25 protein-coding genes and 1 pseudogene are annotated in these 25,674 nt (G+C 65.3%); 12 read left to right on the plus strand and 14 right to left on the minus strand.

All coding sequences use genetic code 11. The annotated features are described in order from the left end of the window. Positions 1–92: 92 nt before the first annotated feature. Together AB5K84_RS32555 and AB5K84_RS32560 are read left to right on the plus strand one after the other, a co-directional pair. On the plus strand, positions 93–869 hold the full coding sequence (locus AB5K84_RS32555; protein ID WP_011085699.1) for an SDR family oxidoreductase: 777 nt from the start codon (positions 93–95) through the stop codon (positions 867–869). 126 nt (positions 870–995) lie between these two features. Next, entirely contained in the window at positions 996–2,414 is a 1,419-nt protein-coding gene (locus AB5K84_RS32560) for an amidase (RefSeq protein WP_038965780.1), read from the plus strand. A 186-nt stretch (positions 2,415–2,600) separates the two neighbouring features. Here AB5K84_RS32560 and AB5K84_RS32565 read toward each other — a convergent pair whose 3' ends face one another. Both AB5K84_RS32565 and AB5K84_RS32570 read right to left on the minus strand, forming a co-directional pair. Next, positions 2,601–3,707, minus strand: a complete 1,107-nt coding sequence (locus AB5K84_RS32565) for an amino acid ABC transporter permease (RefSeq protein WP_011085697.1) — start codon at positions 3,705–3,707, stop codon at positions 2,601–2,603. A gap of 2 nt (positions 3,708–3,709) precedes the next feature. Further along, complete coding sequence (locus AB5K84_RS32570) at positions 3,710–4,897, minus strand: amino acid ABC transporter permease (protein WP_038965781.1); 1,188 nt, start codon at positions 4,895–4,897, stop codon at positions 3,710–3,712. 87 nt (positions 4,898–4,984) lie between these two features. Between AB5K84_RS32570 and AB5K84_RS32575 the strand changes: the two genes are divergently transcribed. From AB5K84_RS32575 to AB5K84_RS32590, 4 genes are read left to right on the plus strand one after another with little or no spacing between them, the layout of a single operon-like run. Next, complete coding sequence (locus AB5K84_RS32575) at positions 4,985–5,857, plus strand: MurR/RpiR family transcriptional regulator (RefSeq protein ID WP_011085695.1); 873 nt, start codon at positions 4,985–4,987, stop codon at positions 5,855–5,857. A 3-nt stretch (positions 5,858–5,860) separates the two neighbouring features. Beyond that, positions 5,861–7,210, plus strand: coding sequence for an aspartate aminotransferase family protein (locus tag AB5K84_RS32580; RefSeq protein WP_011085694.1), 1,350 nt, complete (start codon positions 5,861–5,863; stop codon positions 7,208–7,210). A 12-nt stretch (positions 7,211–7,222) separates the two neighbouring features. Then, a complete protein-coding gene (locus tag AB5K84_RS32585; protein ID WP_011085693.1) occupies positions 7,223–8,236 on the plus strand; it encodes an amino acid ABC transporter substrate-binding protein in 1,014 nt (337 codons plus the stop codon). 49 nt (positions 8,237–8,285) lie between these two features. Continuing rightward, positions 8,286–8,924, plus strand: a complete 639-nt coding sequence (locus AB5K84_RS32590) for an aspartate/glutamate racemase family protein (protein WP_011085692.1) — start codon at positions 8,286–8,288, stop codon at positions 8,922–8,924. On the opposite strand, the gene AB5K84_RS32595 is transcribed toward AB5K84_RS32590, so the two are convergent. Beyond that, the gene (locus AB5K84_RS32595; protein ID WP_011085691.1) at positions 8,921–9,568 is read right to left on the minus strand and encodes a TetR/AcrR family transcriptional regulator; all 648 of its coding nucleotides are present in this window, start codon (positions 9,566–9,568) and stop codon (positions 8,921–8,923) included. The genes AB5K84_RS32590 and AB5K84_RS32595 overlap by 4 nt on opposite strands. A 156-nt stretch (positions 9,569–9,724) precedes the next feature. On the opposite strand from AB5K84_RS32595, the gene AB5K84_RS32600 reads away from it, so the two are divergent. From AB5K84_RS32600 to AB5K84_RS32620, 5 genes are all read left to right on the plus strand, one after another. Then, entirely contained in the window at positions 9,725–9,934 is a 210-nt protein-coding gene (locus AB5K84_RS32600) for a ferredoxin (protein ID WP_011085690.1), read from the plus strand. Between the two features lie 66 nt (positions 9,935–10,000). Further along, complete coding sequence (locus AB5K84_RS32605; RefSeq protein WP_011085689.1) at positions 10,001–11,221, plus strand: cytochrome P450; 1,221 nt, start codon at positions 10,001–10,003, stop codon at positions 11,219–11,221. A 33-nt stretch (positions 11,222–11,254) separates the two neighbouring features. After that, on the plus strand, positions 11,255–12,577 hold the full coding sequence (locus AB5K84_RS32610) for an MFS transporter (protein ID WP_011085688.1): 1,323 nt from the start codon (positions 11,255–11,257) through the stop codon (positions 12,575–12,577). Positions 12,578–12,581: 4 nt separating this feature from the next. Beyond that, on the plus strand, positions 12,582–13,244 hold the full coding sequence (locus AB5K84_RS32615) for a sulfite oxidase-like oxidoreductase (RefSeq protein WP_011085687.1): 663 nt from the start codon (positions 12,582–12,584) through the stop codon (positions 13,242–13,244). Positions 13,245–13,270: 26 nt separating this feature from the next. Then, positions 13,271–14,494 (plus strand): bifunctional alpha/beta hydrolase/OsmC family protein, encoded by a 1,224-nt coding sequence (locus AB5K84_RS32620; protein ID WP_011085686.1) that lies wholly within the window; start codon positions 13,271–13,273, stop codon positions 14,492–14,494. Between the two features lie 9 nt (positions 14,495–14,503). Here the strand turns inward: AB5K84_RS32620 and pdxR are convergent. Continuing rightward, positions 14,504–15,932 (minus strand): annotated as a pseudogene (gene pdxR, locus AB5K84_RS32625) (MocR-like pyridoxine biosynthesis transcription factor PdxR). Positions 15,933–16,033: 101 nt separating this feature from the next. Between pdxR and AB5K84_RS32630 the strand changes: the two are divergent. Beyond that, positions 16,034–16,948, plus strand: coding sequence for a DMT family transporter (locus tag AB5K84_RS32630; protein ID WP_011085684.1), 915 nt, complete (start codon positions 16,034–16,036; stop codon positions 16,946–16,948). Here the strand turns inward: AB5K84_RS32630 and AB5K84_RS32635 are convergent. From AB5K84_RS32635 to paaX, 10 genes are all read right to left on the minus strand, one after another. After that, positions 16,927–17,982, minus strand: coding sequence for a YeeE/YedE family protein (locus AB5K84_RS32635; RefSeq protein ID WP_038965785.1), 1,056 nt, complete (start codon positions 17,980–17,982; stop codon positions 16,927–16,929). The genes AB5K84_RS32630 and AB5K84_RS32635 overlap by 22 nt on opposite strands. 2 nt (positions 17,983–17,984) lie before the next feature. Next, positions 17,985–18,989, minus strand: coding sequence for a quinone oxidoreductase family protein (locus tag AB5K84_RS32640; RefSeq protein ID WP_011085682.1), 1,005 nt, complete (start codon positions 18,987–18,989; stop codon positions 17,985–17,987). Positions 18,990–19,040: 51 nt separating this feature from the next. After that, the gene (gene paaK, locus AB5K84_RS32645) at positions 19,041–20,372 is read right to left on the minus strand and encodes a phenylacetate--CoA ligase PaaK (RefSeq protein ID WP_038965786.1); all 1,332 of its coding nucleotides are present in this window, start codon (positions 20,370–20,372) and stop codon (positions 19,041–19,043) included. Positions 20,373–20,404: 32 nt separating this feature from the next. Beyond that, on the minus strand, positions 20,405–20,854 hold the full coding sequence (paaI, locus tag AB5K84_RS32650; RefSeq protein WP_038965794.1) for a hydroxyphenylacetyl-CoA thioesterase PaaI: 450 nt from the start codon (positions 20,852–20,854) through the stop codon (positions 20,405–20,407). Between the two features lie 101 nt (positions 20,855–20,955). Next, positions 20,956–22,038: a 1,2-phenylacetyl-CoA epoxidase subunit PaaE gene (gene paaE, locus AB5K84_RS32655; RefSeq protein WP_038965787.1), complete on the minus strand. Its 1,083-nt coding sequence runs from the start codon at positions 22,036–22,038 to the stop codon at positions 20,956–20,958. Positions 22,039–22,040: 2 nt separating this feature from the next. After that, positions 22,041–22,544, minus strand: a complete 504-nt coding sequence (paaD, locus tag AB5K84_RS32660) for a 1,2-phenylacetyl-CoA epoxidase subunit PaaD (RefSeq protein ID WP_011085678.1) — start codon at positions 22,542–22,544, stop codon at positions 22,041–22,043. Next, entirely contained in the window at positions 22,538–23,314 is a 777-nt protein-coding gene (gene paaC / locus AB5K84_RS32665; protein ID WP_038965788.1) for a 1,2-phenylacetyl-CoA epoxidase subunit PaaC, read from the minus strand. Before paaC ends, paaD begins: the two co-directional genes overlap by 7 nt. Then, positions 23,314–23,601: a 1,2-phenylacetyl-CoA epoxidase subunit PaaB gene (gene paaB / locus AB5K84_RS32670; RefSeq protein WP_038965789.1), complete on the minus strand. Its 288-nt coding sequence runs from the start codon at positions 23,599–23,601 to the stop codon at positions 23,314–23,316. The genes paaC and paaB overlap by 1 nt, the downstream gene beginning before the upstream one ends. A gap of 10 nt (positions 23,602–23,611) precedes the next feature. Continuing rightward, positions 23,612–24,604 (minus strand): 1,2-phenylacetyl-CoA epoxidase subunit PaaA, encoded by a 993-nt coding sequence (gene paaA, locus AB5K84_RS32675; RefSeq protein WP_028172418.1) that lies wholly within the window; start codon positions 24,602–24,604, stop codon positions 23,612–23,614. Between the two features lie 76 nt (positions 24,605–24,680). Further along, positions 24,681–25,544, minus strand: coding sequence for a phenylacetic acid degradation operon negative regulatory protein PaaX (paaX, locus tag AB5K84_RS32680; protein WP_011085674.1), 864 nt, complete (start codon positions 25,542–25,544; stop codon positions 24,681–24,683). Positions 25,545–25,674 lie beyond the last annotated feature (130 nt).

Below are 25,674 nucleotides of genomic sequence, written 5' to 3' on the forward strand. Positions count from 1 at the left end.
CGCGGGCAGTGCAACGCTGCACTGCAATGTTGACCGTGGCACGGCCGACCGCCTACTGATTTCATCGTATTCCTATCTTGCGAGTAACCCCCATGGATCTGCATCTGCGTGGCAAGCGTGTCCTGATCACGGGCGCGTCCAAGGGCATCGGCGCCGCCGCCGCCGAGGCGTTCGCCGAGGAAGGCGCGCATCTCCTGCTCGCCGCGCGCAGCGGCGATCAGCTCAAGGCGCTGGCGGACCGCTTGCGGTCTGCTCACCAGATCGACGCCGCGACGAGCATCGTCGACCTGCGCAAGACCGAAGGCATCGCACGGCTGGCCACAGAAGCCGCCGACATCGACATCCTCGTGAACAATGCCGGCGACATCCCCGGCGGCTCGATCGACAAGATCGACGAGGCGACCTGGCGCCACGCCTGGGAATTGAAGGTGTTCGGCTACATTAACCTCACGCGGCAGATCTACGCGCAGATGAAGGCGAAGGGCGGCGGGGTCATCGTCAACGACATCGGTGCGGCCGGCGAAAAGTTCGACGCGAACTACATCTGCGGCAGCGCCGGGAATGCCGCGCTGATGGCGTTCACCCGCGCGCTCGGCGGCAAGAGCCTCGCCGACAACATCCGCGTGGTCGGCATCAATCCCGGCCCTGTCGGCACCGACCGCCACGTCACGCTGCTCAAGACGCGGGCCATGCACCAGTTCGGCGACGAGAGCCGCTACAAGGAATTCCAGAAGAGCCTGCCGCTCGGCCGCCCCGCGCATGCGCGCGAGATCGGCGACCTCATGGCGTTCCTGGCGTCGGATCGCGCCGGCTATACGTCCGGGGTCATCTATACGGTGGATGGCGGCATCAGTGCCGGGTGGGGTTAGTTTCTCCAAGGTTATTTAGCCACCGTCGTTCCGGGGCGATGCAAAGCATCGAACCCGGAACCTCGAGATTCCGGGTTCGCCCTTCGGGCGCCCCGGAATGACAATCAAGAGATAGGAGTAAAATAGTTGTCTCAAGACCTGATCCGCGAAACCGCCCGCACCGTCGTCGACAAGTTGCGTTCCGGCGACGTCTCGCCGCTCGAACTGCTGGATGCGCTGGAGAAGCGCGTCGCTGAGGTCGACGGCAAGGTCAACGCGCTGCCGACGCTGTGCTTCGACCGCGCGCGGGCCAATGCGAAGGCGCTGATGCAGAAGCCGGCCGGTGCGCGCGGGCTGCTCGCTGGCCTGCCGGTGCCGATCAAGGACCTGACCGACGTCGCCGGCGTGCTGAACACGCAGGGTTCGCCGATCTTCAAGGACAACATCCCCGCGAAGTCCGACCTCATGGTCGAGAACCTCGAAACCAACGGCGCAGTCGTCTACGCGAAGTCCAACACGCCGGAATTCGGCGCCGGCGCCAACACCTTCAACGAGGTGTTCGGCGCAACTCTCAATCCCTGGGATACGTCCAAGTCCGCCGCCGGCTCCTCAGGCGGCGCGGCGGTGGCGCTTGCGACCGGCATGGCCTGGCTCGCCCAGGGCTCCGACATGGGTGGCAGCCTGCGCAGCCCGGCGGCGTTCTGCGGCGTCGTCGGAATGCGGCCGAGCATTGGCCGCGTCGCCCATACCCCCAAATCGGCGATCGATCGCAATCTCGGCGTGGTGGGCCCGATGGCACGCAACGTCGAGGATCTCGCCCTGCTGCTGGATGCCATGAGCGGCGACTATGCGGACGATCCGCTGTCGCTGCCTGCGCCTGCGACGTCGTTCCTGTCGGCGACACAGGCGGGCAAGAAGCCGAAGCGCATTGCCTATTCACCCGATCTCGGCATCACGCCCGTCGATCCTGAGGTGAAGGCCATCACACGCAAGGCCGCTGAGCGCTTTGCCGAGGCCGGCGCCATCGTCGAGGAGGCCCATCCCGACTGGCGCGAGGCGCATGAATGCTTCCACGTGCTGCGCGCGTTCGATTTCGCCATCACCAAGGCCAATCTGCTGCGCACCAAGCGGGACCTGCTCAAGCCCGAGGTGATCTGGAACATCGAGGAAGGCCTCAAGCTCACCGTCGAGCAGCTCGCGCGCGCCGAGGCGCAGCGCGTCGGCATGACTGCACGCGCGGTGGAGTTCTTCAAGACCTACGATCTCCTGCTGGTGCCGACGACGATCGTGCCGCCCTTTCCGATCGAAGACCGCTATGTCGCCGAATGCGCGGGCAAGAGGTTCGACAACTACGTCGAGTGGCTCGGCATCGTCTACGCCATCACGCTAGCGTGCTGCCCGTCGCTGTCGCTGCCCTGCGGCTTCACGGCGTCAGGCCTGCCGGTCGGCGTCCAGGTGGTGGGAGCCCCCCGCGCTGATGCACAAGTGCTCGCGGGAGCGAAGGTTCTGGAGGATATTCTGGGCCTGCGCGGCACGACGCCGATTGATCCGAAGGTGAAGAAGTAGCACGATCTACAACACGTACTCGGTAGTTCCCCTCTCCCCTCGTGGGAGAGGGTGGCTCGCCGCGAAGCGGCGAGACGGGAGGGTATCTCTCCGCGAGCGACTCCCTCACCGTCCGAACTCGAGGATAGAACCCCTCATCCGGCGCTTCGCGCCACCTTCTCCCACAAGGGGAGAAGGAAGATCACCTCACCGTCCGCTTGCCGCCTCCAGGCCGCGGCTATAGCGCGACATCGCAAAGCAGAACACAAAATAGATCGCGGCGACGAAGATGTAGACTTCGACCGAGAATTGCTGCCAGGCCGGATCGATGATCGCCGTCTTGGCCGTCGTCAGCAGGTCGAAGATGCCGATGATGAGGACGAGGCTGGTGTCCTTGAAGAAGGCAATGAAGGTGTTGACCAGCGGCGGGATGACGTGGCGGATCGCCTGCGGCAGGACGATCAGCCGGTGCTTGCGCCAATAGGACAGCCCCAGCGCCTCGGCGGCCTCGTATTGTCCGCGCGGCACGGCCTGAAGGCCGCCGCGAATGACTTCGGCAAGGTAAGCGCCCGCAAACAGGATGATCGCGATCTGCGCACGCAGCAGCTTGTCGATGTTGAAGCCGCTGGGCATGAACAGCGGAAACATCACGCTCGCCATGAACAGCAGGCTGACCAACGGCACGCCGCGGATCAGCTCGACATAGAGCACGCTGAGCGAGCGGATCGCCGGCAGCTTTGAGCGCCGGCCGAGCGCGACGAGGATACCGAGCGGGAAGCCGAAGGCGAGACCGAAGGTCGCCAGGATCAGCGTCACCGGCAGTCCGCCCCAGCGGTCCTGCGACACGAAGGACAGGCCGAACACGCCTCCCCACATCAGCACGCTGATCAGCGCCAGCACACCGATCCAGAGATAGACCAGCTCGCGCCGCCAGAAAGCACGGCGGCTGGAGAGATAGAACAGCGCGATGAACAGCACCACCGACAGCGCCGGCCGCCATTGCTCGTCGAACGGATAGGTGCCGAACAGGATGAACCGATATTTCTCGGGGATGATCGCCCAGCAGGCGCCGAAGCCGCGGACGGCACGGCACGCGCTGGAATCGTTCGCGGGCGTCAGCCACACTGCATTCGCGATGCCCCACTGCACGAAGCTGAAGATGCCCTTGGCGAGGATCGCCAGCAGCACGACCGACAGAATGCCGTTGGGGATCGACGAGAACAAATTGGTGCGCAGCCAGCGCAGCACCGGATTTCCCATCTGCGGGCGGCGCGCGGCGCGCGGTGCATCCGGACTATCGGTGATCGCCGTCATGCTCAGCGCTCCACCAGCGCGATACGCGCGTTGTACCAGTTCATGAAGAAGCTGATGCCGAGGCTGATGGTCAAGAACACCGCCATGATCAGCGCGATCGCCTCGATCGCCTGCCCGGTCTGGTTCAGCGTGGTGTTGGCGACCGAGACCACGTCCTGGTAGCCGATCGCGACCGCGAGCGAGGAGTTCTTGGTCAGGTTGAGGTATTGGCTCGTCATCGGCGGCACGATGACGCGGAGCGCCTGCGGCAGGATGATCTGCCGCAGCATGAAGCTGCGGCGCAGGCCGAGCGCGTTGGCGGCATCCCACTGCCCGCGCGGCACCGACTGGATGCCGCTGCGCACGATCTCGGCGATGAAGGCCGAGGTGTAGGCGACGAGCGCGATCAGGAGCGCAAAATATTCCGGCGCCAGCGTCAACCCGCCGACGAAGTTGAAGCCGCGCAGCTCGGGCCATTCGATCGCCCAGGGCACACCTAGCAGCACCGACACTGCCGCCGGCAGCATGACGATCAGGCCGAGCGCAAACGGCCATGCCGACCGCGGCTTGCCGTCCCGCATCTGCTGCGCGATCTGCCATCGTCTGAAAACATAGAACACGGCACAGCCCAGCGCGGCCGTGCCGAGCACCCAGAGTTGCGGCGCCCCGATCGGGATCGCCGGCAGGATCAGGCCGCGATTGGAGAGGAACACTCCCTCGAGCGGCCGGAACGCCGCGCGCGCGGCCGGCAGCCCCTGCATCAGCACGTACCAGAACAGGAGCTGAAGCAGCAGCGGGATGTCGCGGAGCGTCTCGACATAGACGGCGGCGAGCCGCGACAGCAGCCAGTTGGCCGACAGCCGCGAGATCCCGATCAGCGTGCCCAGGATGGTCGCGAGCACGATGCCGATCACCGCAACGCGCAGAGTGTTGGCGATCCCGACGACGAAGGCCCAGAGGTAGGTGTCGCGCGGATTGTAGGCGAGCAGGCTGTCGGCGATCGGCATGCCCGCTTCGCGGCCGAGAAAGGCAAAGCCCGTGGTGATCCGGCGAGCGGAGAGATTGGTGACGGTGTTGGACCAGAGGAAGGCGATCACCCCGACCGCGATCCCGACCACCAGGACCTGCCAGAACAGGCCTTTCAGCTCCCGTTGTCCGAAGGCGCCGAACAAGCGGCGGCGCGGCGGCGGTCTCGGACCATCTGATGTCACAGCGCAAAAATCCTTCTCAAAAGCAATGATTTCCGGCGGCGCACGTCAACTGTTGCACCAAAAGCCAATTCATGCAACAAATGTTTCATGGCCGAGCCTGCGAAATCCTCGCCGCTGAGCGAACTGCGCATTGCATTGCCATCGCTCCCGATGCGCTTGCAGGAGGTCGGGCGCTTCGTCGCCGCCAATGATTACGACGCCACCACCCGCTCGATGCGCGATCTCGCGGCCGTTGCCGGCGCCGATCCCGCCGCGTTCACGCGGCTTGCAAAAGCCATCGGCTATTCCGGCTGGGACGCGTTGCGCGCGGCGCTGACCGAGGCACGGCGGCCATCGCAGACCTCGCCCTTCTCCGGCCGCGCCAAGAGCCGGCGTCATGGTCCGCACGCCGACGTCGCGCTCGTTACCGACAAGCTGGTGGCCGAGGCCGCCGGCCTTCCGCGCATTCCGGCGCAGCCGATTGCAGAGGCGGCCGGCGCGCTGCACGACGCCAAGCGGATCTGGATCGCGGGCTATCGCAGCTGCCGCAGCGTCGCGGAACTATTGAACTACGAACTGCGGCTATTTCGTCCCGAACAGGTGCAACTCGTCGGCGCGTCCGGTCCTGACGATCTGGATCTTGGCGCCTTCCGCCCCGGCGAAGCCGTCATCGTCATCGGCTTCCTGCCCTATACGCACGCGAGCGTCCGGGTCGCGCAGGCCGCCTATCGTGCCGGCGCGACGCTGATTGCGATCGCCGATAGCGTATCAGCACCGATGGCCGAGGGCGCCGACCATGTGCTGCTGTTCGAGGCAGCCTCTTCCCCGGGCTTTTTCCCAAGCCTCACCGGCGCGATCGCGATTGCACAGTCGCTTGCCGCGGTGACGTTCTCGCTCGGCGGCATCGCCGCGAAGAAGCGTCTGGAGAATACCGAGGCGCGGCTTGCCGCAGCTACCACCTACGTCTCGGAGAAAGGTTGATCCATGAGCACTCGCACCAGCCGCGTGCTGCACCGCTCGCTACGCGAAACGCCGCCCAAGGCGATCGGCGGCGAAGGCATCTATCTCTTCGCCGAGGACGGACGGCGCGTCATCGACGCCTCCGGCGGCGCCGCGGTCTCCTGTCTCGGCCACCAGCATCCGCGTGTGATCGCGGCGATGGCGAAGCAGGCGTCGACGCTCGCCTATGCGCACACCGCCTTCTTTTCGTCCGAGCCGGCAGAAGCACTGGCCGAGACGCTGGTCGGACACGAGCCCGGCGGTCTCGCCTACGCCTATTTCGTCAGCGGCGGTTCGGAGGCGATCGAGGCCAGCATCAAGCTCGCGCGGCAATATTTCATCGAGCGCGGTGAGCCGCAGCGACAGCATTTCATCGCGCGGCGGCAGAGCTATCACGGCAATACGCTCGGCGCGCTCGCCGCCGGCGGCAATGCCTGGCGCCGGGCGCCCTATGCGCCGCTGCTGTCAGCCGCCTTCAGCCATGTGACTCCCGCCTTTGCTTATCATGAGAAACACGACGGCGAGTCGGATGCGCAGTTCGTAGCGCGGCTCGCAGCCGAGCTAGAAGCTGAATTTCAACGGCTCGGTCCCAACTCCGTTGCGGCGTTCCTCGCCGAACCCGTCGTCGGCGCCACCGCCGGCGCGGTGACGGCGCCGGACGGTTACTTCAGGGCCGTGCGCGAAATCTGCGACCGGCATGGTGCGCTGCTCATCCTGGATGAAGTCATGTGCGGCATGGGCCGGACCGGCACCACGCATGCCTGGGAGCAGGAAGGCGTCGCCCCAGACATCCAGGCGATCGCGAAGGGGCTCGGCGGCGGCTACCAGCCGATCGGCGCGATGCTGGCGAGCGGCAGGATCATCGACACCATCCGGTCAGGCTCGGGCGCCTTCCAGCATGGCCATACCTATCTGGCGCACCCCCTCGCCTGCGCGGCCGCGCTCGCGGTGCAGGACGTGATCCGCGAGGACGGCCTACTCGATCGCGTCAAGGAGCGTGGCAAGCAGCTCGAGCAGCGACTGACCGAGCGCTTCGGCAATCACCGCCATGTCGGCGATATCAGGGGGCGCGGCCTGTTCTGGGCGATCGAGCTCGTCGCCGATCGCGCCAGCCGCACCTCGTTCGATCCGGCGCTCAAGCTCAACCAGAAGATCAAGGCGGAGGCCTTCGCCAACGGCCTCGGCTGCTATCCCGGCGGCGGCACCGTGGACGGCGTCCGCGGCGACCACGTGCTGCTGGCACCGCCCTATATCGCATCAGTCGCCGAGATCGACCTGATCGTCGACAAGCTCGGCACCGCCGTCGACAACGTGTTGCGTAGTGTCAATCATTGAGGGGAGAGTAGCATGATGAGGAAAGTGGTTATCGCAGCCGGCGTGCTCGCAGCATCGGCGGTGGCCGCGCAGGCGGCGACGCTCGACACGGTAAAGAGCCGCGGCACGCTGGTGTGCGGCGTCAGCGCAGGTTTTGCCGGCTTCTCGGCGCCGGACTCGCAAGGCAATTACAAGGGCCTCGACGTCGACTATTGCCGCGCGCTTGCGGCCGGCGTGCTGGGCGATGCCAGCAAGGTGCGTTACGTCTCCCTGACAGCGCAGAATCGCTTCACCGCGCTGCAATCGGGCGAGATCGACGTGCTCTACCGCAACTCGACGCAGACCTATTTGCGCGGCGTGACACTGGGCCTGCGCCAGGGCCCGATCAACTTCTACGACGGCCAGGGCTTTGTCGTGAAGAAGGACCTTGGCGTAAAGGACATCAAGGACCTCAAGGGCGCCACGGTCTGCGTCGCGCAGGGTACCACGCACGAGGTTACGCTCGGCGATTACGGCCGCGCCAACGGCATCGACTGGAAGCCGCTGGTGTTCGACCGCGTCGACACCATGTACCAGACCTTCTTCGGCGGCCGCTGCGATGCCATGACCCAGGATGCGTCCGCGCTTGCCGGCGCGGTGACGACCGCAGCGCCCAACCCGGCCGACTACGTCGTGCTGCCGCAGACCATCAGCAAGGAGCCGCTCGGGCCCTTCACCCGCAACGGTGACGAGGTCTGGAGCGACATCATCACCTGGCTGCATTACGGGCTGATCGAGGCCGAAGAGCTCGGCGTCACCCAGGCCAATGTCGATGAGATGGCGAAATCGCAGACGCCGGCGATCCAGCGGCTGCTGGGGGCCTCCGGCGATCTCGGCTCGCGGCTCGGGCTCGACAACAAATGGCTGGTCACGGCGATCAAGGCCACCGGCAATTACGGCGAGATCTATGAGCGCAATGTCGGCAAGGCGAGCCCGCTCAAGCTCGATCGCGGCCTCAACGGCCTCTGGAGCAAGGGCGGCCTGATGTACGCCGTGCCGTTCAAGTAAGGAATTCTCCCTCTCCCCCGTTTAGGGGGAGAGGGAGAAGAGAAATCCCATGCGCATCGCCCTGATCCACGCCCTGAAGCATTCCATTGCCCCGATCGAGGCGGCATTCGCGACAGCGTGGCCCGAGGCGCGACTGATGAACCTGCTCGACGACAGCCTGTCTGCGGATCTCGCGCGCGACGGCCAGCTCACCGACGCCATGACCGAGCGTTTCCTCGCGCTCGGCGACTACGCGGGGGCAACGGGGGCAAACGCGATCCTCTTCACCTGTTCGGCCTTCGGCCCCTGTATCGAGGCGGTGGCGCGCGCCCATGCGCCGATGCCAGTGCTGAAGCCGAACGAAGCGATGATCGAGCGCGCGGTGACGATGGGCAAGCGGATCGGCCTGCTCTCGACCTTCCCGCCGACGCTGGTCTCGATGCCGCCGGAATTCCCCGCTTCGGTCCAGATCGTGCCGAAACTCGCCGAGGGCGCACTGGCGGCGCTCGATCGGGGCGACCGCACCACGCACGATCGGCTGATCGTGGAAGCTTCGCGCGACTTACGCGATTGCGACGTCATTGCGCTCGCGCAGTTCAGCATCGCGGCGACGGCGCCTCTGGTGGCGGAGGCCACCGGCCGCCCGGTCGTGACGACGCCTGACAGCGCTGTTGAGAAACTGATGAAGTTGCTGGCGACGAAGGCTTAAGCGCCGGTCTTTCCCCGACGCCGTGCGCCCTTGATCGCCGCCGCGAGCGCAGCCTTCGTTTCGCTGACGAAATCCTCGACCAGTTCCTCGCGCGTGGCATGCGCCGGTTCGCCGGTGAGCAGGCCCTGCTCAGCCAGCATCACCACGCCATGCACCGCCGCCCAGATCTTCAGCGCTTGCCGTTCGCGCAAATAACCGACCGCCGGCGATTCCAGGGCTTCGATCACGAGCCCAAGCGTCTCGCGCGTCGCCTCGTGCAGCTCGCTGCCCTTGGCCGCGCATGAGACGGTGCGCGAAGCGAACATCAGGCGGTAGATGCCGTTGCGGCGCAGGCCGAAATCGAGCGTCGCCTGCGCCAGCTTCGACAATTTCGATTGCTTCGAGGGCTTTGCCATCGCCTCGCGCAGCATCGCGCTGAGCTGCCGGAACGCCTCCGCCGTCACTGCCGCCAGCAGCGCCTCGCGGTCGGCGAAGTGCCGATAGGGCGCCGGCTGCGAGACGCCGAGTTGCTTTGCCAGCGCCTTGATGCTGATCGCCTCGGCGCCGCCCTGCTCTGCCTCGCGCAACGCGGCCTTGATCAGGGCGTCACGGAGATCGCCATGGTGGTAGGTATTCTCGGGCTTGCGAGCGAGTTGTGAACGCATGTTACGGCAAAGCCTATAAGTTTGCGCTTGACAGGGGAAGCCCGCCGCGAATGTAATAGCATATAACTTAGACCGAGCGGCAAATGCCGCCGATAAAATTGACATGAGGAACGCGGGCCGCCTTTCGCGCGCACGCAAGCGACCAGGGAAGCCGCAATGGCAGAGCGACTGAAGGTTCACGTCGATCCCGACAAATGCCAGGGCCACGCGCGCTGCAAGGCGCTGGCGCCGGAGCTGTTCGAGCTCGACGAATACGGCAACGCGCATGAAGCCGGCGATGGCACGGTCCCGCCGGGACTCGAAGAGAAGGCGTGGCTTGCCAAATCCAACTGCCCGGAAATCGCAATCGATGTGATCGAGGAGTAGCGCGAGCTTCCTGTCTGCCCGCGTGCGCGTGATTCCAGCGACCACCAGCCGAGGATTCCCCCCGACATGTCCGACGTCAGCGAGCCCGTCGCCCATCCGCCCGTCACCGACTGGGTCAACGATTTCGACCACACCGATCCGCAATGGACGGACGATCCGTTTCCGATCTGGGATGAGCTGCGCGCGGCAAGCCCGGTCGTGCACACCGAGCGATTCCTCGGCTGCTACATGCCGACGACCTACGAGGCGGTGCGCGAGATCGCCAACGACACCGAGCATTTCTCCTCGCGCCGCATCATCGTCCGCGACGTGCGGCCGGAGATTGCCAGGAATGCCGCCCCGCCGATCACCTCCGATCCTCCCGTGCACAAGCCGGCCAAGCAGTTGCTGCTGCCGCCCTTCACCCCGGACGCGATGAAGAAGCTCGAGCCGCGGGTCCGCACCATCTGCAACGAGCTGATCGACGGCTTCATCTCCGACGGCAAGGTCGATGCCGCAGCGCGCTACAGCAAATACATCCCGGTTCGGGCCATCGCCCATATGCTCGGCATTCCCGAGAGCGACAGCGACCTCTTCGTGAACTGGATCCACATGATCCTGGAGCTCGGCATCAAGGACGAGACCATGCTGCTCCAGGCCGTGCAGGAGATGAGCGCCTATTTCAGGACGCATATCGAGGAGCGCAGATCGAGGCCGACCGACGATCTCATCTCCTATCTGATGAACGCCAAGGACAAGGAAGGTCAGCCGCTGGAAGAGTCCCACGTGCTGGGCTCACTCCGCCTGCTCCTGATCGCCGGCATCGACACCACCTGGAGCGCGATCGGCTCCTCGCTCTGGCATCTCGCCAGAACGCCGGCCGACCGCGAGCGGCTGATCGCCGAGCCTGGTCTGATCCCGATCGCCGTGGAGGAGCTGCTGCGGGCCTATTCGCCGGTGACCATGGCGCGCGAGGTGGTCAAGGAGACCACGATCTCGGGCTGCCCGGTCAAGGCGGGCAACATGGTGCTGCTGTCCTTCCCGGCCGCCAATCGCGATCCAAAAATGTTTCCGGACGCTGACAAAGTCGTGATCGATCGTCGGGAGAACCGCCACGCCGCGTTCGGTCTCGGTATCCATCGCTGCGTCGGTTCCAACCTTGCGCGGATGGAGATGCAGGTTGCGCTGGAGGAATGGCTGAAGCGGATCCCGGATTTTCGCCTCGATCCGGCAGGCACCGTGACCTGGTCGCAGGGCACGGTGAGAGGCCCCCGGCAGTTGCCATTTCTGCTCGGAAAGGCGATGTAGGCCTCTCCAAACAGGGATAGAGAGAGGCCGGACGTGACAGACCAAGTAATCAAACCGGCCTCCGAGCATTTTGACGTCGCCGACGCCGAGCGGCGGATCAAGGCGATCTTCATCGGCTCGATCGGCAATCTCGTCGAATGGTACGATTTCTACGCCTATACGGCGTTCGCGCTCTATTTCGCCCCGGCCTTCTTCCCCGGCAACGACCCGGTCGTGCAGCAATTGAACGTCGCCGTCGTATTCGCGGCGACCTTCCTGATGCGTCCCCTCGGCGGCTGGTTCTTCGGCTACCTTGCCGACCATTTCGGCCGCCGTATCTCGCTGACGCTGTCCGTCGTCTTCATGTGCTTCGGCTCGCTGATCATCGCGGTGACGCCGACCTATGCCACGATCGGGTTCGCCGCGCCGGCGATCCTGGCGCTCGCCCGCGTGATCGAGGGCCTCAGCCTCGGCGGCGAATATGGCGCCAGCGCCACCTATCTCAGCGAGGTCGCCGATCCCAAGCACCGCGGCTTCTATTCCAGCTTCCAATACGTCACCCTGATCGGCGGTCAGCTCACCGCAATCATCGTGCTGCTGCTCCTGCAAAAGGTCTTCCTGACGCCCGACGAGCTGAAGGCCTGGGGCTGGCGCATCCCGTTTGCGATCGGCGCGGCGCTCGCGATTTTTGCCGCGGTGATGCGGCGCAATCTGCACGAGACTGAGGCCTTCGAGGAAGCCAAAAAGGTGGTGAAGCCGACCGGTTCGATCACCAATTTACTGCGCTACCCACGCGAGCTGCTCCTGGTGGTGGGTCTCACCGCCGGCGGTACCGCCGCGTTCTACACCTTCACCACCTACATGCAGACCTTCGTCAAGCTCTCGGTCGGGCTCACCGAAGACCAGACCACCTTCGTGATCTTCGGCACGCTGATCTTCGCGACCATCCTGCAGCCGATCTACGGTGCGATCTCCGACAAGATCGGCCGCAAGCCGCTGCTGATCTTCTTCGGTGTCGCCGGTACGCTGGCGACCGTGCCGCTGCTGATGACACTGAAGGAGACGAAGTCGCCCTTCATGGCCTTCATCCTGATCTGCTGTGCCTGGCTGTTCGTCGCCGGCTACACCTCGATCAACGCCGTGGTGAAGGCCGAGCTGTTCCCGACCAATGTCCGCGCGCTCGGCGTCGGCCTGCCCTATGCGATCACGGTCTCGATTTTCGGCGGCACGGCACCCGCGATCGCGCTCTACTTCAAGAGCATCGGGCACGAGGAATGGTTCTACTTCTACCTCAGCGGCGTCATCTGCCTGTCGCTGATCATCTATTCCACCATGCGCGACACCAAGCACGCCTCCGCAATGCATCGCCACGAGTAAGCTGATGGCCGACGACAACGAGCCGCCCGACAGCAAGCTGACGCGCACCAAGGAGAAATGGGCGCGCGAGGGCCGCTTCCTCACGGGCAAGATCACGCGTCCGGAAGATCAAAGGCTACCGCCGGGCCAGCACCTCACGAAAGACTGGCCGGTGCTCGACCTCGGAGTCGTGCCACCGGTCTCACGTGATCGCTGGCGGCTCGACGTCTACGGCGCGATCGAACATCCCGTGTTCTGGACCTTCGCCGAGTTCACTGCGCAGAAGCAGGTCCAGTTCACCTCCGACATCCACTGCGTGACGACCTGGTCGCGCTACGACAACCTTTGGGAAGGCCTCGCCACGCACGAGCTGCTCGCGGCCTGCCAGCCGCGCGAGGATGCACGCTTCGTCGTCCTGCATTCCTATGACGGCTACACCACCAACCTCGCGCTGGAAGACTTCGCCGCCGAGGACGCCCTGCTCGCCCATAGCTGGTCCGGCCAGCCGCTGACGGAGGAGCACGGCGGCCCGGTGCGGCTGGTCGTGCCGCATCTCTATTTCTGGAAGAGCGCCAAATGGCTCCAGGCGATCGAATTCCAGACCGAGGACGCACCGGGTTTCTGGGAAGTCCGCGGCTATCATAACCGCGGCGATCCCTGGGCCGAGCAGCGCTATTCAGGCGATTAAGTCCAACCAAGAGACGGGGGAAGGCCATGCCGACGGAACGCTTTCAATTCACCGGCGAAGGCGGCCATCAGCTCGCGGCCGCGCTGGAGCTGCCGGACGGCGAGCCCGCGGCTTTCGCGTTGTTCGCACACTGCTTCACCTGCGGCAAGGACACGCTGGCGGCCAAGCGCATCTCGGTCGCGCTCGCCGCCAAGGGCATCGCGGTGCTGCGTTTCGACTTCACCGGGCTCGGCTCCAGCGAGGGTGATTTCGCCAATTCGACGTTCTCCTCGAACGTCGCCGACCTCGTGCGCGCGGCCGATCATCTGCGTTCGACGCGCAAGGCACCCTCGATCCTGATCGGCCATAGCCTCGGCGGCGCTGCGATTCTGGCCGCGGCCAGCAAAGTTCCCGAGGCGAAAGCGGTGGTGACCATTGCAGCGCCATCTGACCCCACCCACGTCACCGGCCTGTTCAGGGAACATGTTGACGCGATCCGCGCACAGGGCGAGGTCGAAGTGTCGCTTGCCGGGCGTCCATTCCGTATCAAGCGCGAATTCCTCGAAGACATCGCCGAGCATGAGCTGATGAAGGACGTCACCGGCCTGCACAAGGCGCTGCTGGTGATGCACTCGCCGCTCGACGATACCGTGGGCATCGACAATGCGACCAAGCTCTTCGTCGCGGCCAAGCATCCCAAGAGCTTCGTCTCGCTCGACCACGCAGACCATCTCCTCACCAGGCCGGCCGACGCGCTCTATGCGGCCGACGTGATCGCGGCTTGGGCAAGCCGGTATATCGACGCCGCAAAGCCTGCCAAAGCGATGGATCTCACGGAGGCGCCGCGCAAGGTCGTGGTTCAGGAGACCCGCAAGAGCAAGTTCAACCAGATCATTTCCATCGGCCCGCATCGCCTCGTGGCGGACGAGCCGGTCGCCGCCGGCGGCGAGGATGCCGGACCTGGACCTTACGATTTCCTAATCGCAGGCTTAGGTGCCTGCACCTCCATGACCATGCGCCTGTATGCCGACCGTAAATCGCTGCCCCTCGACCGCGTCACTGTCACGCTGAAACATTCCAAGATCTACGCCAGGGATTGTGCGGAATGCGAGACGCGCGAGGGCATGCTCGACCAGATCGAGCGCGACATCGCGATGGACGGTGCGCTCGACGCCGAGCAGCGCAAGAAGCTGATGGAGATCGCCGACAAGTGCCCGGTGCACCGCACTCTGACCTCCGAGATCCGCATCGTGACCAAGGCCATGGACTAACGCGGCGCGCTAGAAGCACGATGCCATCGTCCGCACGGCGGCGCTGATCTCGTTCTCGCGCCATGCTGCAAAGCCGAGCAGCAGGCCGTGATCGCGCGGCCGGCCGAGCGCAAGGCTGGACAAGGCGCGCGTTTCAACCCCCGCTGCGACCAGGCGCTTGACCGCGGCCTGATCAGCGCGACCGCGCTTGAGGCGCGCGACCAGCTGGATGCCGCCCGAGGGCACCTCGGCCGTAAGCACCTCGCCAAGATGGCGCTCCAGTCCCTCGACGAGATGATCGCGGCGCGCGTGATAGAGCCGGCGCATCCGGCGCAGATGCGCGAGAAAATGCCCGTCGGCAATGAACTCGGCCAGCGCTTCCTGGACATGGCTGGCGGCGATCAGCCCGATATGCCGCTGCGCGATCTCCAGGGCGCTGACCAGCGCCGGCGGCACCACGAGATAGCCGAGCCGGATATCCGACGTCATCGCCTTCGAGAACGTGCCGACATAGAACACGCGGCCATGGGTATCGAGCCCCTGCAAGGCCGGCACCGGCCGGCTGTCATAGTGAAATTCGCCGTCGTAATCGTCCTCCACGATCCAGGTCTTGCCGGGCTTGCACATGCCCAGGAATTCGGTGCGGCGGGCCAGCGACATCAACCGCCCGGTCGGATGCTGGTGCGATGGCGTCATGAAGATCAGCGTTGGAGCCGCGACACCAGGCATCCGCTGCATGCCCTGCTCGTCCAGCCTGATGCCGGTCACGCGCGCCGGAGGCACGAAAGGCAGCCGCGGCGCCGGGATAGCCGGGATCCTCGACCCAGACCTCGTCACCTTGCGTGATGACGACAGCCGCGATCAAAGTGAGCGCAGCCTGTGCGCTCGGCAGGATCATGATCTGGTCCGCCGTGGCGCGAACGCCCCTGCTGGTCGCGAGATAATGCGCCAGCGCCTCGCGTAAGCGCGGCCGGTTGACGGAGCCGAGCTCGCGCCTGGCCGCACGCACGGCGCTGCGGCGCAGACAGCGAGCCCAGACCTCGTTCGGAAACTCCCTGAAATCACCTTGCCCAGGGCGCAACGGTTTTAGCTGCGCCAGATAGGACATCGGCCAGTCCGCCTGCTTGAGCTTTGAGGCCCAGGGAGAGAGGCGCGGCGTGCCCGAGCGGACACCTGATGTCGCGGCGCCAGCTGCTTCGATACGCTCACCGCCGTCGACCGTCACGACCGGGCGCCGCCCGTGCGACGCAGCCAAATACCCTTCGGCGGCAAGCTGCTCGAACGCATAGGTCACGGTGTTGCGCGAGACCCCGAGATCGCTCGCAAGCTGTCGGCTCGACGGCAGCCCGCGGCCCTTGCCGATGCGGCCGCTTCCGATCAGCTCCCTGAGCTGGCTCGTCAGTTGAGCCATCAGCCCTTCCTCACCGGTCCGCTTCAACTCGATCAAGCCGGCGATCATCTCTTCTGAAACTGGCACCTTATTCCTGCTCGATCTGGCACTTTTCCAGGTGCCAGCCCGGATGCTATCCGCGAGGCCAGACTGCTTCAAGGACCTCCGAGATGAACTCCCTTTCACCCCGCGCCGCCGTCGGCCTGTTTCTCATCGTCGTGCTGGCCTGGGGTGTGAACTGGTCGGTGACGAAGCAGCTCGTCCAGTTCCTTTCGCCACTGTGGACTTCGGCGATCCGCAGCTGGATCGCCCTGGCTGCCTTGTTCGTGATCCTTGGACTGAGCAACAATCTCGTGATCCCGGAGCGGCGCGACATTCCGGTGGTTCTCAGCGTGGCCCTCTTGCACATGACGGTGTTCTCGGTCCTGGTTGCGGCCGGTGTGCGCTTCCTGCCCGCGGGCAAGGCCGTCGTGCTCGGCTACACCACACCGCTCTGGGTCGCGATCGCCGCGCCCCTGATCGGGAACGACACGCTGACCGCGCCAAAGGTCGCCGGCGCCCTGCTCGGACTGATCGGCCTTGCCGTGATCCTGAACCCGACATCGATCGATTGGACCAATGGCAACGTCATGCTCGGCGCCGGCATGGTCATCCTCGCAGCGATCGCGTGGGCCGCAAACATCATCTATATTCGCGCGCATCGCTGGCTCGCCTCCCCGCTTCAGCTCCTGATCTGGCAGGTGTTGGTGGCAACGGTGGTGCTGTCGATCACCGCGGCAATCGTGGACGGCATACCGCACGTAAATTGGTCGTGGAGGCTCGTGCTGCTGTTCCTCTATTCCGGCCTGATCGGGACGGCGCTTGCCTATTGGGCGATGTCGATGGTCAACAAGAGCATCTCGGCGCTGACGACGTCGCTCGGCACCACGGCGACGCCACTCGTCGGCATCGCCAGTGCGGCGGTCCTGCTGGGCGAGCCGATCGACTTGAGCCTTGCTGTCGCGGCCGGACTGATCGTCGCCGGCATCGGCCTGGCAACGCTCGGGGATCGCCTGCTGCGCAGTCAGGCCATCGCGAGAGGTTGAACGCGAAGCGCGCCGCGCAGGCCCGCTGTCGTGCCGAGCAGGATGCCGGCGAGCGCAACCAACGAGCCCAGCGCCAGCGTCGACACGCCGGTAAGCCCCTGTCCGATCGAGCAGCCGAACGCCATCACACCGCCGATCCCCATCATCGCGGCGCCGCCCGCCGAGCGCAGCATATGGCGCGGCGATGAATAGCCTTCGAGCTTGAAGCGGCCAGTAGCGAGTGCCGTCACCAGACTGCCGGCGAAGACGCCGGCAACCGTCGCGACGCCGAAATTGAGCGTCAGGCCGGTCGATAGCATGGCATATTGCAGGGCATCTGCGATCGGCGCGACGAAGGTGAGCGAGGTCACGGGGACGGGATTGAAGTCGTCGGCGCCGAGATAGCCGGTGACGAACCAACCACCGGCAACGAGGACGCCGACGATGACGCCCGCCGCGATCTGGCCAGGCGAACGGCGGAATGTCGGGTGGGCGAACGCAAACAGGATCAATGCCACGACGATCACGGCAGCGGCAATCGCGCGCGAGAGAGCTTCAGCAAGGCCGAGCGTCGCCAGCACGGACGGCAGCGAATTGGCGCCGACGGAGGTTTGCGAGGCCTGAACCAGTGCAATGCGCGCCGGCGCAACCAGGCCCTTGAGCGTCATCTGCGCGGCGATGGCGAGCACGATCACGACCACGAAGGAACGGAGATTGCCGCGGCCGAGCAGCACCAGAGCGCGCGAGCCACAGCCGTTCGACAGCACCATGCCGTAGCCGAACAGCAGGCCGCCGAGGAACAGCACCGGCGCCGAGAAGGATTGTTGCAGGTAGATCGACTTGCCGAGATCGACGGTACCGCTGCCGACCAGGAGCTGGCTTGCGGCGATCGCGACAGCGATCGCCAGCGCATAGGACCGCACCAGCCGGCCGTCTCCTTCCGCCAGAAGGCCGCGCATGCTGCTCATCAGGCAGAAGCCGCTCAGCAGACCCACGGCGCCGTAGATCAGGCCGATGACGAGGCCGGCGAGGATGACGAGTTGCGTGGATTCCATCGTCACGGCTTCAGGATCACGCGGTCACGCGAGGAGCCAGCGACCGCGACATAGGCTTCCTTGGCGCGCTCCAGCGGATAGATGGCATTCGCCTTGATCGGGAACGGCTTGAGGTGCCCGCTCGCAAAGCCGGGGCCGAGGTCACGCAGCACCGCACCAGTCGCCGTCGAGGACAAGCCGAGCGTGTCGATTCCGACGTAAGTGTGCTGGCCTCTGTAGAATTCGAGAATGTTGAACTGCACGATGCGGTCGATCGCGGCGATCAGGATCTGGCGGCCGCGCAAGGCAAGCGACTTGTGCGCGGCCTGGAAATAGGGATCGCCGACCGTGTTGAAGACGATGTCGGCGCCCTTCCCGGCGGTCACCTCGCGCACCCACGTGGCGACATCGGTCGCGGAGGCATCGATCACCTCGATGGACGCGTTGCTATGGCCTTCATAGGTCTCGGCCTTGCGCACCACGCCGATGACGCGCGCGCCCTGCCATGTCGCGATCTGCACCGCGGCCTGGCCGACCTTGCCATTGACGCCGAACACCAGAACGGTCTCACCGGCCTTCGGCACGCCGGCGCGGCGAAAGCCCTCCATCGCGGTGACAAAGGGAACGCCGATGCCGGCAGCCTCCTCCCAGGACACCGTCCTGGGTTTCTCCACGACAGCATCGGCCTCGACGACGAGATGGGTTGCGTGGGTGCCGTCGCGGCGGATACCGAGATCGCCGGAGGAACCGAACACCTCGCGGCCGACCGTGCCGGCCGGTCCATCGATCACCACGCCGGCGTAGTCGCGGCCCGGCGTGCGCGGAAACACGGCATAGGGCATCAGCCCGGTCGCGGCCTTGACGTCGGACGGATTGACGGCAGCCGCCTTCACCTCGATCAGGAGATCGTTTGGACCGCGCGTGAGCGTCTGACGCTCGACAACCGGCGCAAGCGCGGCCGCGTTCTCGGCCTTGGCATTGAGGCGTACACAGCGCGCTTCGACGGCTTTGGTATCGGCTGGTGACATGGAAAGACCCGCGATTTCTCGCGGGCCTTGTCGCCCTTACGGGTGGTCAAGTCAATCCTTCGGGCGCTTGTCGTAGAGCCGCCTGGCCTTGCCGAGCGAGCGCTCCAGCGTGGCGGGCGCGACCACCCGCACGTTGGAGCTGATGCCGATCGTGTTCTTGATGTGGGTCGAGATCCGGTCGGCATGGTCGACGAGGCCGCGGCCGTCCCAGCTCTCGGGCCGCGCCTCGGCAATGATGGTCAGTTCGTCCATGCGGCCTTCGCGGGTCAATTCGAGGATGAAGTGGCCGCCGCACCAGTCGGTGGCCAGCAGCACCTCCTCGATCTGGGTCGGGAACAGATTGACGCCGCGCAGGATGATCATGTCGTCCGAGCGGCCCGTTACCTTCTCCATCCGCCGCATGCCCGGCCGCGCCGTGCCCGGCAACAGCCGCGTCAGGTCGCGGGTGCGATAGCGGATCACCGGAAAACCTTCCTTGGTGAGCGAGGTGAACACCAGCTCGCCCTTCTCGCCATCTGGCAGCACCGCGCCCGTCTCGGGGTCGATCACTTCGGGATAGAAATGGTCCTCCCAGATGTGCAGGCCGTCCTTGGTCTCGATGCATTCCTGCGCGACGCCGGGGCCGATCACCTCGGAGAGGCCATAGATGTCGGTCGCATCCATGTCGAAGGCGTCCTCGATCTCGCCGCGCATCGCATTGGTCCAGGGCTCGGCGCCGAAGATGCCGACCTTGAGCGAACACTGGCGTGGATCCAGCTTCTGGCGCTTGAACTCGTCGAGAATCGCCAGCATGTAGCTCGGCGTCACCGTGATGATGTCGGGGCGAAAATCGTTGATGAGCTGCACCTGCCGCTCGGTCATGCCGCCCGAGATCGGCACCACCGTGCAGCCGAGCTTTTCGGCGCCGTAGTGCACGCCAAGCCCGCCGGTGAAGAGGCCGTATCCGTAGGCGTTGTGGATGATCATGCCGGTGCGGCCGCCGGCAGCGCGGATCGAGCGCGCCATGACTTCCGACCAGGTGTCGATATCGCGTTGGGTATAGCCCACGACGATCGGCTTACCTGTCGTGCCGGAGGAGGCATGCACGCGCACCAGTTTTTCGCGCGGCACAGCGAACATGTTGAAAGGATAATTGTCGCGCAAATCCGTTTTCACCGTGAACGGAAACTTCGCGAGATCGGAGAGCTCGCGAAAGTCGGACGGATGCACGCCGGCCTTGTCGAAGGCCTTGCGATAATGCGCGACGTTGTCGTAGGCGTGCTTCAGCGACCAGCCCAGCCGCTGCTTCTGCAGCGCCATGATCTCGTCACGTGAGGCGCGCTCATGCGCATCCATTTCGGCACGATAGCTGGTGCCACCTTCCTTGAGCCTGGTCAGAGCCATCCTCGTTTCCCCACATTGATCTGTTCTTTTCTTTATTGGTCGTGTGCCGGCAACCACGTGCCGGGAATGACGCGCGAATGCCCGCGGAATTCCGCAATGACGATGTCGCCGGCGGTGACGCGCACGTCGTAGATGCCGGAGCGGCCGCTGCGGGTGACCTCTCTTGCCTTCGCGACGAGACGATCGCCGAGCCTGCCGGGCGTGATGAAGGTGATCTGGCCCTGTGCCGCGACCACGCGCTCATTGTGCGAGTTGCAGGCAAACGCAAAGGCGGAATCGGCGAGCGTGAAGATGAAGCCGCCATGGGCGATGCGCTGGCCATTGACCATGTCCGGCCGCACCGTCATGGCCAGCGTCGCGAAGCCCGGGCCGATTTCGACGATCTCCATGCCGAGACCTTTGGAGGCATCGTCCTCCGCCCACATCGCATCGGCGCAGGCGCGGGCAATATCCTCAGGCGACAGGGCGGCTTTGACGTTCACGCGCTTCTCCCGGCCAATTTCCTGCACATGATGTTCTGCTGGTTGGTTCGAGCTGTCAAATAATGCGACGCATTTGCATTGTTGGGGACTGATCCGCCCGATCAGACATGGTCATAGTCGACCACGACCCGCTCGGACGACGGCTTGGCCTGGCAGGTCAGGACGAAGCCGGCCTTCAGCTCCCACGGCTCCAGCGAATAGTTGATGTCCATCGGCGCCTCGCCCTCGACCAGCTTGGCGCGGCAAGTGGAGCACATGCCGCCCTTGCAGGCGAAGGGCAGGTCGACGCCGGCGCGCAGCGCGGCATCGAGGATCGCTTCGTCCTCGGCGACCGGCACGTCGCGGCGCTTGCCGTCGATGATCAGCGAGGCGATCGCCTTCGGTGGCGCGTCGGGTGCAACGGCCTTCTTCGGCCGCGGCTTGCCGCCGAATTCCGAGACGAAGCGCTCGACGTGGATGCGCTCCTCCGCGATACCGAGATCGCGGCAGGTCGCCTCGATGTCCTCGCTCATGCCAGACGGACCACAGATGAAGACGTGATCGACGCTTCCCGCCGGCACCAGCGAGCGCAGCAGCACCCTCACCTTGTCGCCGTCGAGCCGGCCATGCAGGATCGGAATGTCCTGCTCCTCGCCGGAGATGACGTGGAAGATCGAGAGGCGGTCGATGAAGCGGTCCTTGAGCTCCTCGAGCGCCTCGAGGAACATGATGTTGTCGGTCGTGCGGTTGCCGTAGAACAGGAAGAAGCGGCTATCCGGTTCGCGTGCGAGCACGCCCTTGACGATCGACAGGATCGGCGTGATGCCGGAGCCGGCGGCAAAGCCGACATGGATCCGCCCCGTATCGGCCGGCGCGACAGCGCCGAAGCGGCCCGTCGGCGTCATCACGTCGAGTTCGTCGCCGCATTTGAGTTCATCGGCGGCCCAGCTCGAAAACGCACCACCATCGACCTTCTTCACCGCGATGCGGATCTCGCCGTCGTCGGGGCCGGAGCAGATGGAGTAGGAGCGGCGCACCTCTTCACCGTCCAGCATCGTGCGGAGCGTCAGGTACTGCCCGGGCGTGAAAGCGTAATCGCTGGCGAGTTCGCTGGGGATGGCGAAGGTCACCGAAATGGCGTCCGAGGCCTCGCGGCGAAGATCGTTGACGGCCAGGCGATGGAAGCGCGGTGCGGCTGCTGACATGATCAATGACACTTGAAGTAATCGAAGGGTTCGCGGCAGGCCTTGCAGCGCCACAGCGCCTTGCAGGAGGTCGAGCCGAATTCGGACAGCAGCTCGGTCCTGTCAGAACCGCATTGCGGGCACGCGACAGACTGCTCGCCGAACAGCGCGCGGCGCGAGTTTGAAGCCTGTGGCGGCGCGATGCCGTAGGCGCGCAGCTTCCGCCGCCCCTCCTCGCTCATCCAGTCGGTGGTCCAGGCCGGCGACAACACCGTGCGGACCTTCGGACGATGGAAGCCGGCGCGCTCCAGCGCGACCTCGATTTCGAGCGCGATCATGTTCATGGCCGGGCAGCCCGAATAGGTCGGGGTGATCGCGACCTCGACATGGTCGCCGTCGAGAACGACATCGCGGAGCACGCCGAGATCGGCGATCGTCAGCACCGGGATTTCCGGATCGACCACGCTCGCCGCAGCATCCCAGGCGCGCCGGCGCAGATCGGCACCGCTCTCGGACACGGTCACCATGTCTGCCCCGGGAAGGTGCGCTGCATCGATTGCAGCTCCGACAGGAGATGGCCGAGATGCTCGCTGTGCCGGCCCACGCGGCCGCCCTGCTGCATCCAGTCATTCTGCGGCAGCTCGAGCGTGGCCTCGCTGACGACATCGGAAAGCATCTTCAGCCAACGACCGCGCAAGATACCCGGATCGACGGCGATACCCGCATGGATCAGGGCGCGTTCGCCGTCATCGACGGCAAACATCTCACCGGTGAAGGCCCAGAGGTGATCAATCGCGGCTTGCGCTCGTCGATGGCTCTCGTCTGTGCCGTCGCCGAGCCGGATGATCCATTCCGAGGCATGACGCAGATGATAGGCGCTCTCCTTCTCGGACTTGGCGGCAATGGCGGCGAGCGTCGTGTCGCGCGAGGTCATCATGGCGCGCCAGTAGAGGTCGGCGAAGGCGGAATAGAAGAACTGCCGCACCAAGGTCTGGGCAAAATCGCCGTTGGGCTGCTCGACCAGCAGCAGGTTGCGGTACTGCCGGACGTCGCGCAGGTAGGCGAGCTTGTCCTCATCATTCTCCTTGCCTTCGGCCTTGGCGGCATAGGTGTAGAGCTCGCGTGCCTGGCCGATGAGGTCGAGCGCGATGTTGGAGAGCGCCATGTCCTCTTCCAGCATCGGCGCATGCCCGCACCATTCCGACAACCGGTGACCGAGGATCAGCGCATCGTCGGCGCGGCGCAGGGCGTAGAGCACCAGCGGCGTTTCGGAGACCTGGGTGTTGGCGACCGGCATCACATATGCCCCACTTCTTCGGGCACCTCATAAAACGTCGGATGCCGGTAGATCTTTGACTCCGCCGGCTCGAACATCATGCCCTTCTCGGCCGGATCGCTCGCGGTGATCGCGGTGGACGGCACGACCCAGATCGACAGGCCCTCGCCGCGGCGGGTGTAGATGTCGCGGGCTGCCTGGAGGGCCATGGTGGCATCGCTGGCATGCAGCGATCCCACATGCTTGTGCGCGAGCCCGTTGCGGCTGCGGATGAAGACTTCCCACAGCGGCGTGTTCGACGTGGCCATCGTGATCTCCTTACTCGGCTGCTTGCGCGGTCTGGCGACGCGCGCGCTTGGCGGCATAGGCGGCGGCGGCTTCGCGCACCCAGGCCCCCTCCTCGTGCGCCTTGCGGCGTGCCGCCATGCGATCCCGATTGCAGGGGCCGTTGCCGGCGAGCACCTGCTTGAATTCGGTCCAGTCGATCTCGCTGTAGCGCCAGTGCCCCTCGGCATCCTGCGTCATGCCGGGATCGGGAATGGTGAGGCCGAGATATTGCGCCTGCGGCACGGTGGCATCGACGAATTTCTGGCGCAGCTCGTCATTGGAGAAGCGCTTGATCTTCCACTTCGTCGAGGTGTCGCTGTGCTGGCTCGTGGCGTCGGGCGGACCGAACATCATCAGCACCGGCCACCACCAGCGGTTCAGCGCATCCTGCGCCATCGCCTTCTGCTCGTCCGAGCCGCGGCACAGCGTCAGCATGATCTCGTAGCCCTGGCGCTGGTGGAACGATTCCTCCTTGCAGACGCGGATCATCGCGCGCGCATAGGGACCGTAGGAGCAGCGGCACAGCGGGATCTGGTTCATGATCGCGGCGCCGTCCACCAGCCAGCCGATGGTGCCGATGTCGGCCCAGGTCAGCGTCGGATAGTTGAAGATGGACGAGTACTTGGCCTTGCCGGCGAGCATGGCATCGACCAGCTCCTCGCGCGAGGCGCCAAGCGTTTCTGCGGCGGCATAGAGATAGAGCCCGTGGCCACATTCGTCCTGCACCTTGGCGAGCAGCGCGGCCTTGCGGCGCAAGGTCGGCGCGCGCGTGATCCAGTTGCCTTCGGGCAGCATGCCGACGATTTCGGAATGGGCGTGCTGGGAGATCTGGCGGGTGAGCGTCTTGCGATAGGCCGCCGGCATCCAGTCGTTCGGCTCGATGCGCTCCTCCGCATCGATGCGGGCCTGGAACTGCGCAGCCCTGCCTGCGTCCTCAAGACCGCGATCGTCGGTCTCGGCCGTGTTCAGCGCCTGGGTGTACATGCGCATCCTCCCGTTTTATTGGGAGATAATATATAACAGAAATTACGTCATGCAAGATATTTCTGTAACATAAAGGTCAGGCGCCGAACCTCCGTTCCAGGAGTTTTCGCGCCGCCGGCAATGGCCCTTTTTCATTGGTTCCATGGCCATCAAGCCATTGTTCGGACGGAGCAAGCAGCGCGCGATAGATCTCGCCGCAGAGTTCGCGGGCGGCCCTGCCCGGCCAATCCGCAGGCAGCAGGCTCTCGGGCAGCAGCGGATCGCGCAGCACGACGCGGCGATAGTGGTGGATCAGCAGGATCCGCGCGGTGAAGGCGTCGGCGTCGGAGAGAGTCGTTCCGCGGCCGATCGCGGTGCGCAGCGGCTCGAACGTCTTCATGAACTTCAGATAGGCATCCGCGGTGCGATCGAGCGGCCAGCTTGCGCTGAGCAGGCGGCGCCCGCTGTCGTCCTCCGCGGAGACCTCGAGACGGATAGCGCCCGCAGCCTCATCCGGCACCGGCACGCCCGACGGCGCAACCCACACGCCGGGCAGCGGACTGCCGAAGCCGGCATTGCGCAGCGCCTCGCGCGAGGCGTCGCGGTCCTCGCCATTGATCAGCAGCAGCTCGAAACGCCCGGTCCAGTCCGACGGCGGCGGATCGTAGATGTGGCGCGTCGCGGCCTCGAAGGTCTGGTGGCCCTTGTCGGCGAGACGATAGAAACTGTTGCGGCCGACCTTTTCACGCGTCAGCCAGCCGTCAGCCGCCAGGCGCGACATCGCGGTGCGCACCACCCCGCTGTCGATGTCCAGGCTCTCGAAGAATTCCAGCAGCGTGCCGAGCCACACCGAGCCCCCGCGCGGCACGATGGCGTCGCCGAACACGGTGATGACGATGGAGCCGGTGCGCGACGGTTCGCGCTTGAGCTGGTCGATGATGCGGGAGAGCGGATGCGCCATGTGCGAGGCATAGCGCGTTTGGTGCAGGCGCGACAATGGACGGGAGCGACGCCGTTACTCTCCCTCTCCCCGTTCTTACGGGGAGAGGGCTGCTTCTGCAAAAACGGTAAGAGACGGACTCGCGGAGACT

Source organism: Bradyrhizobium sp. 1200_D9_N1_1 (assembly GCF_052075915.1).
GTDB lineage: Bacteria > Pseudomonadota > Alphaproteobacteria > Rhizobiales > Xanthobacteraceae > Bradyrhizobium > Bradyrhizobium diazoefficiens.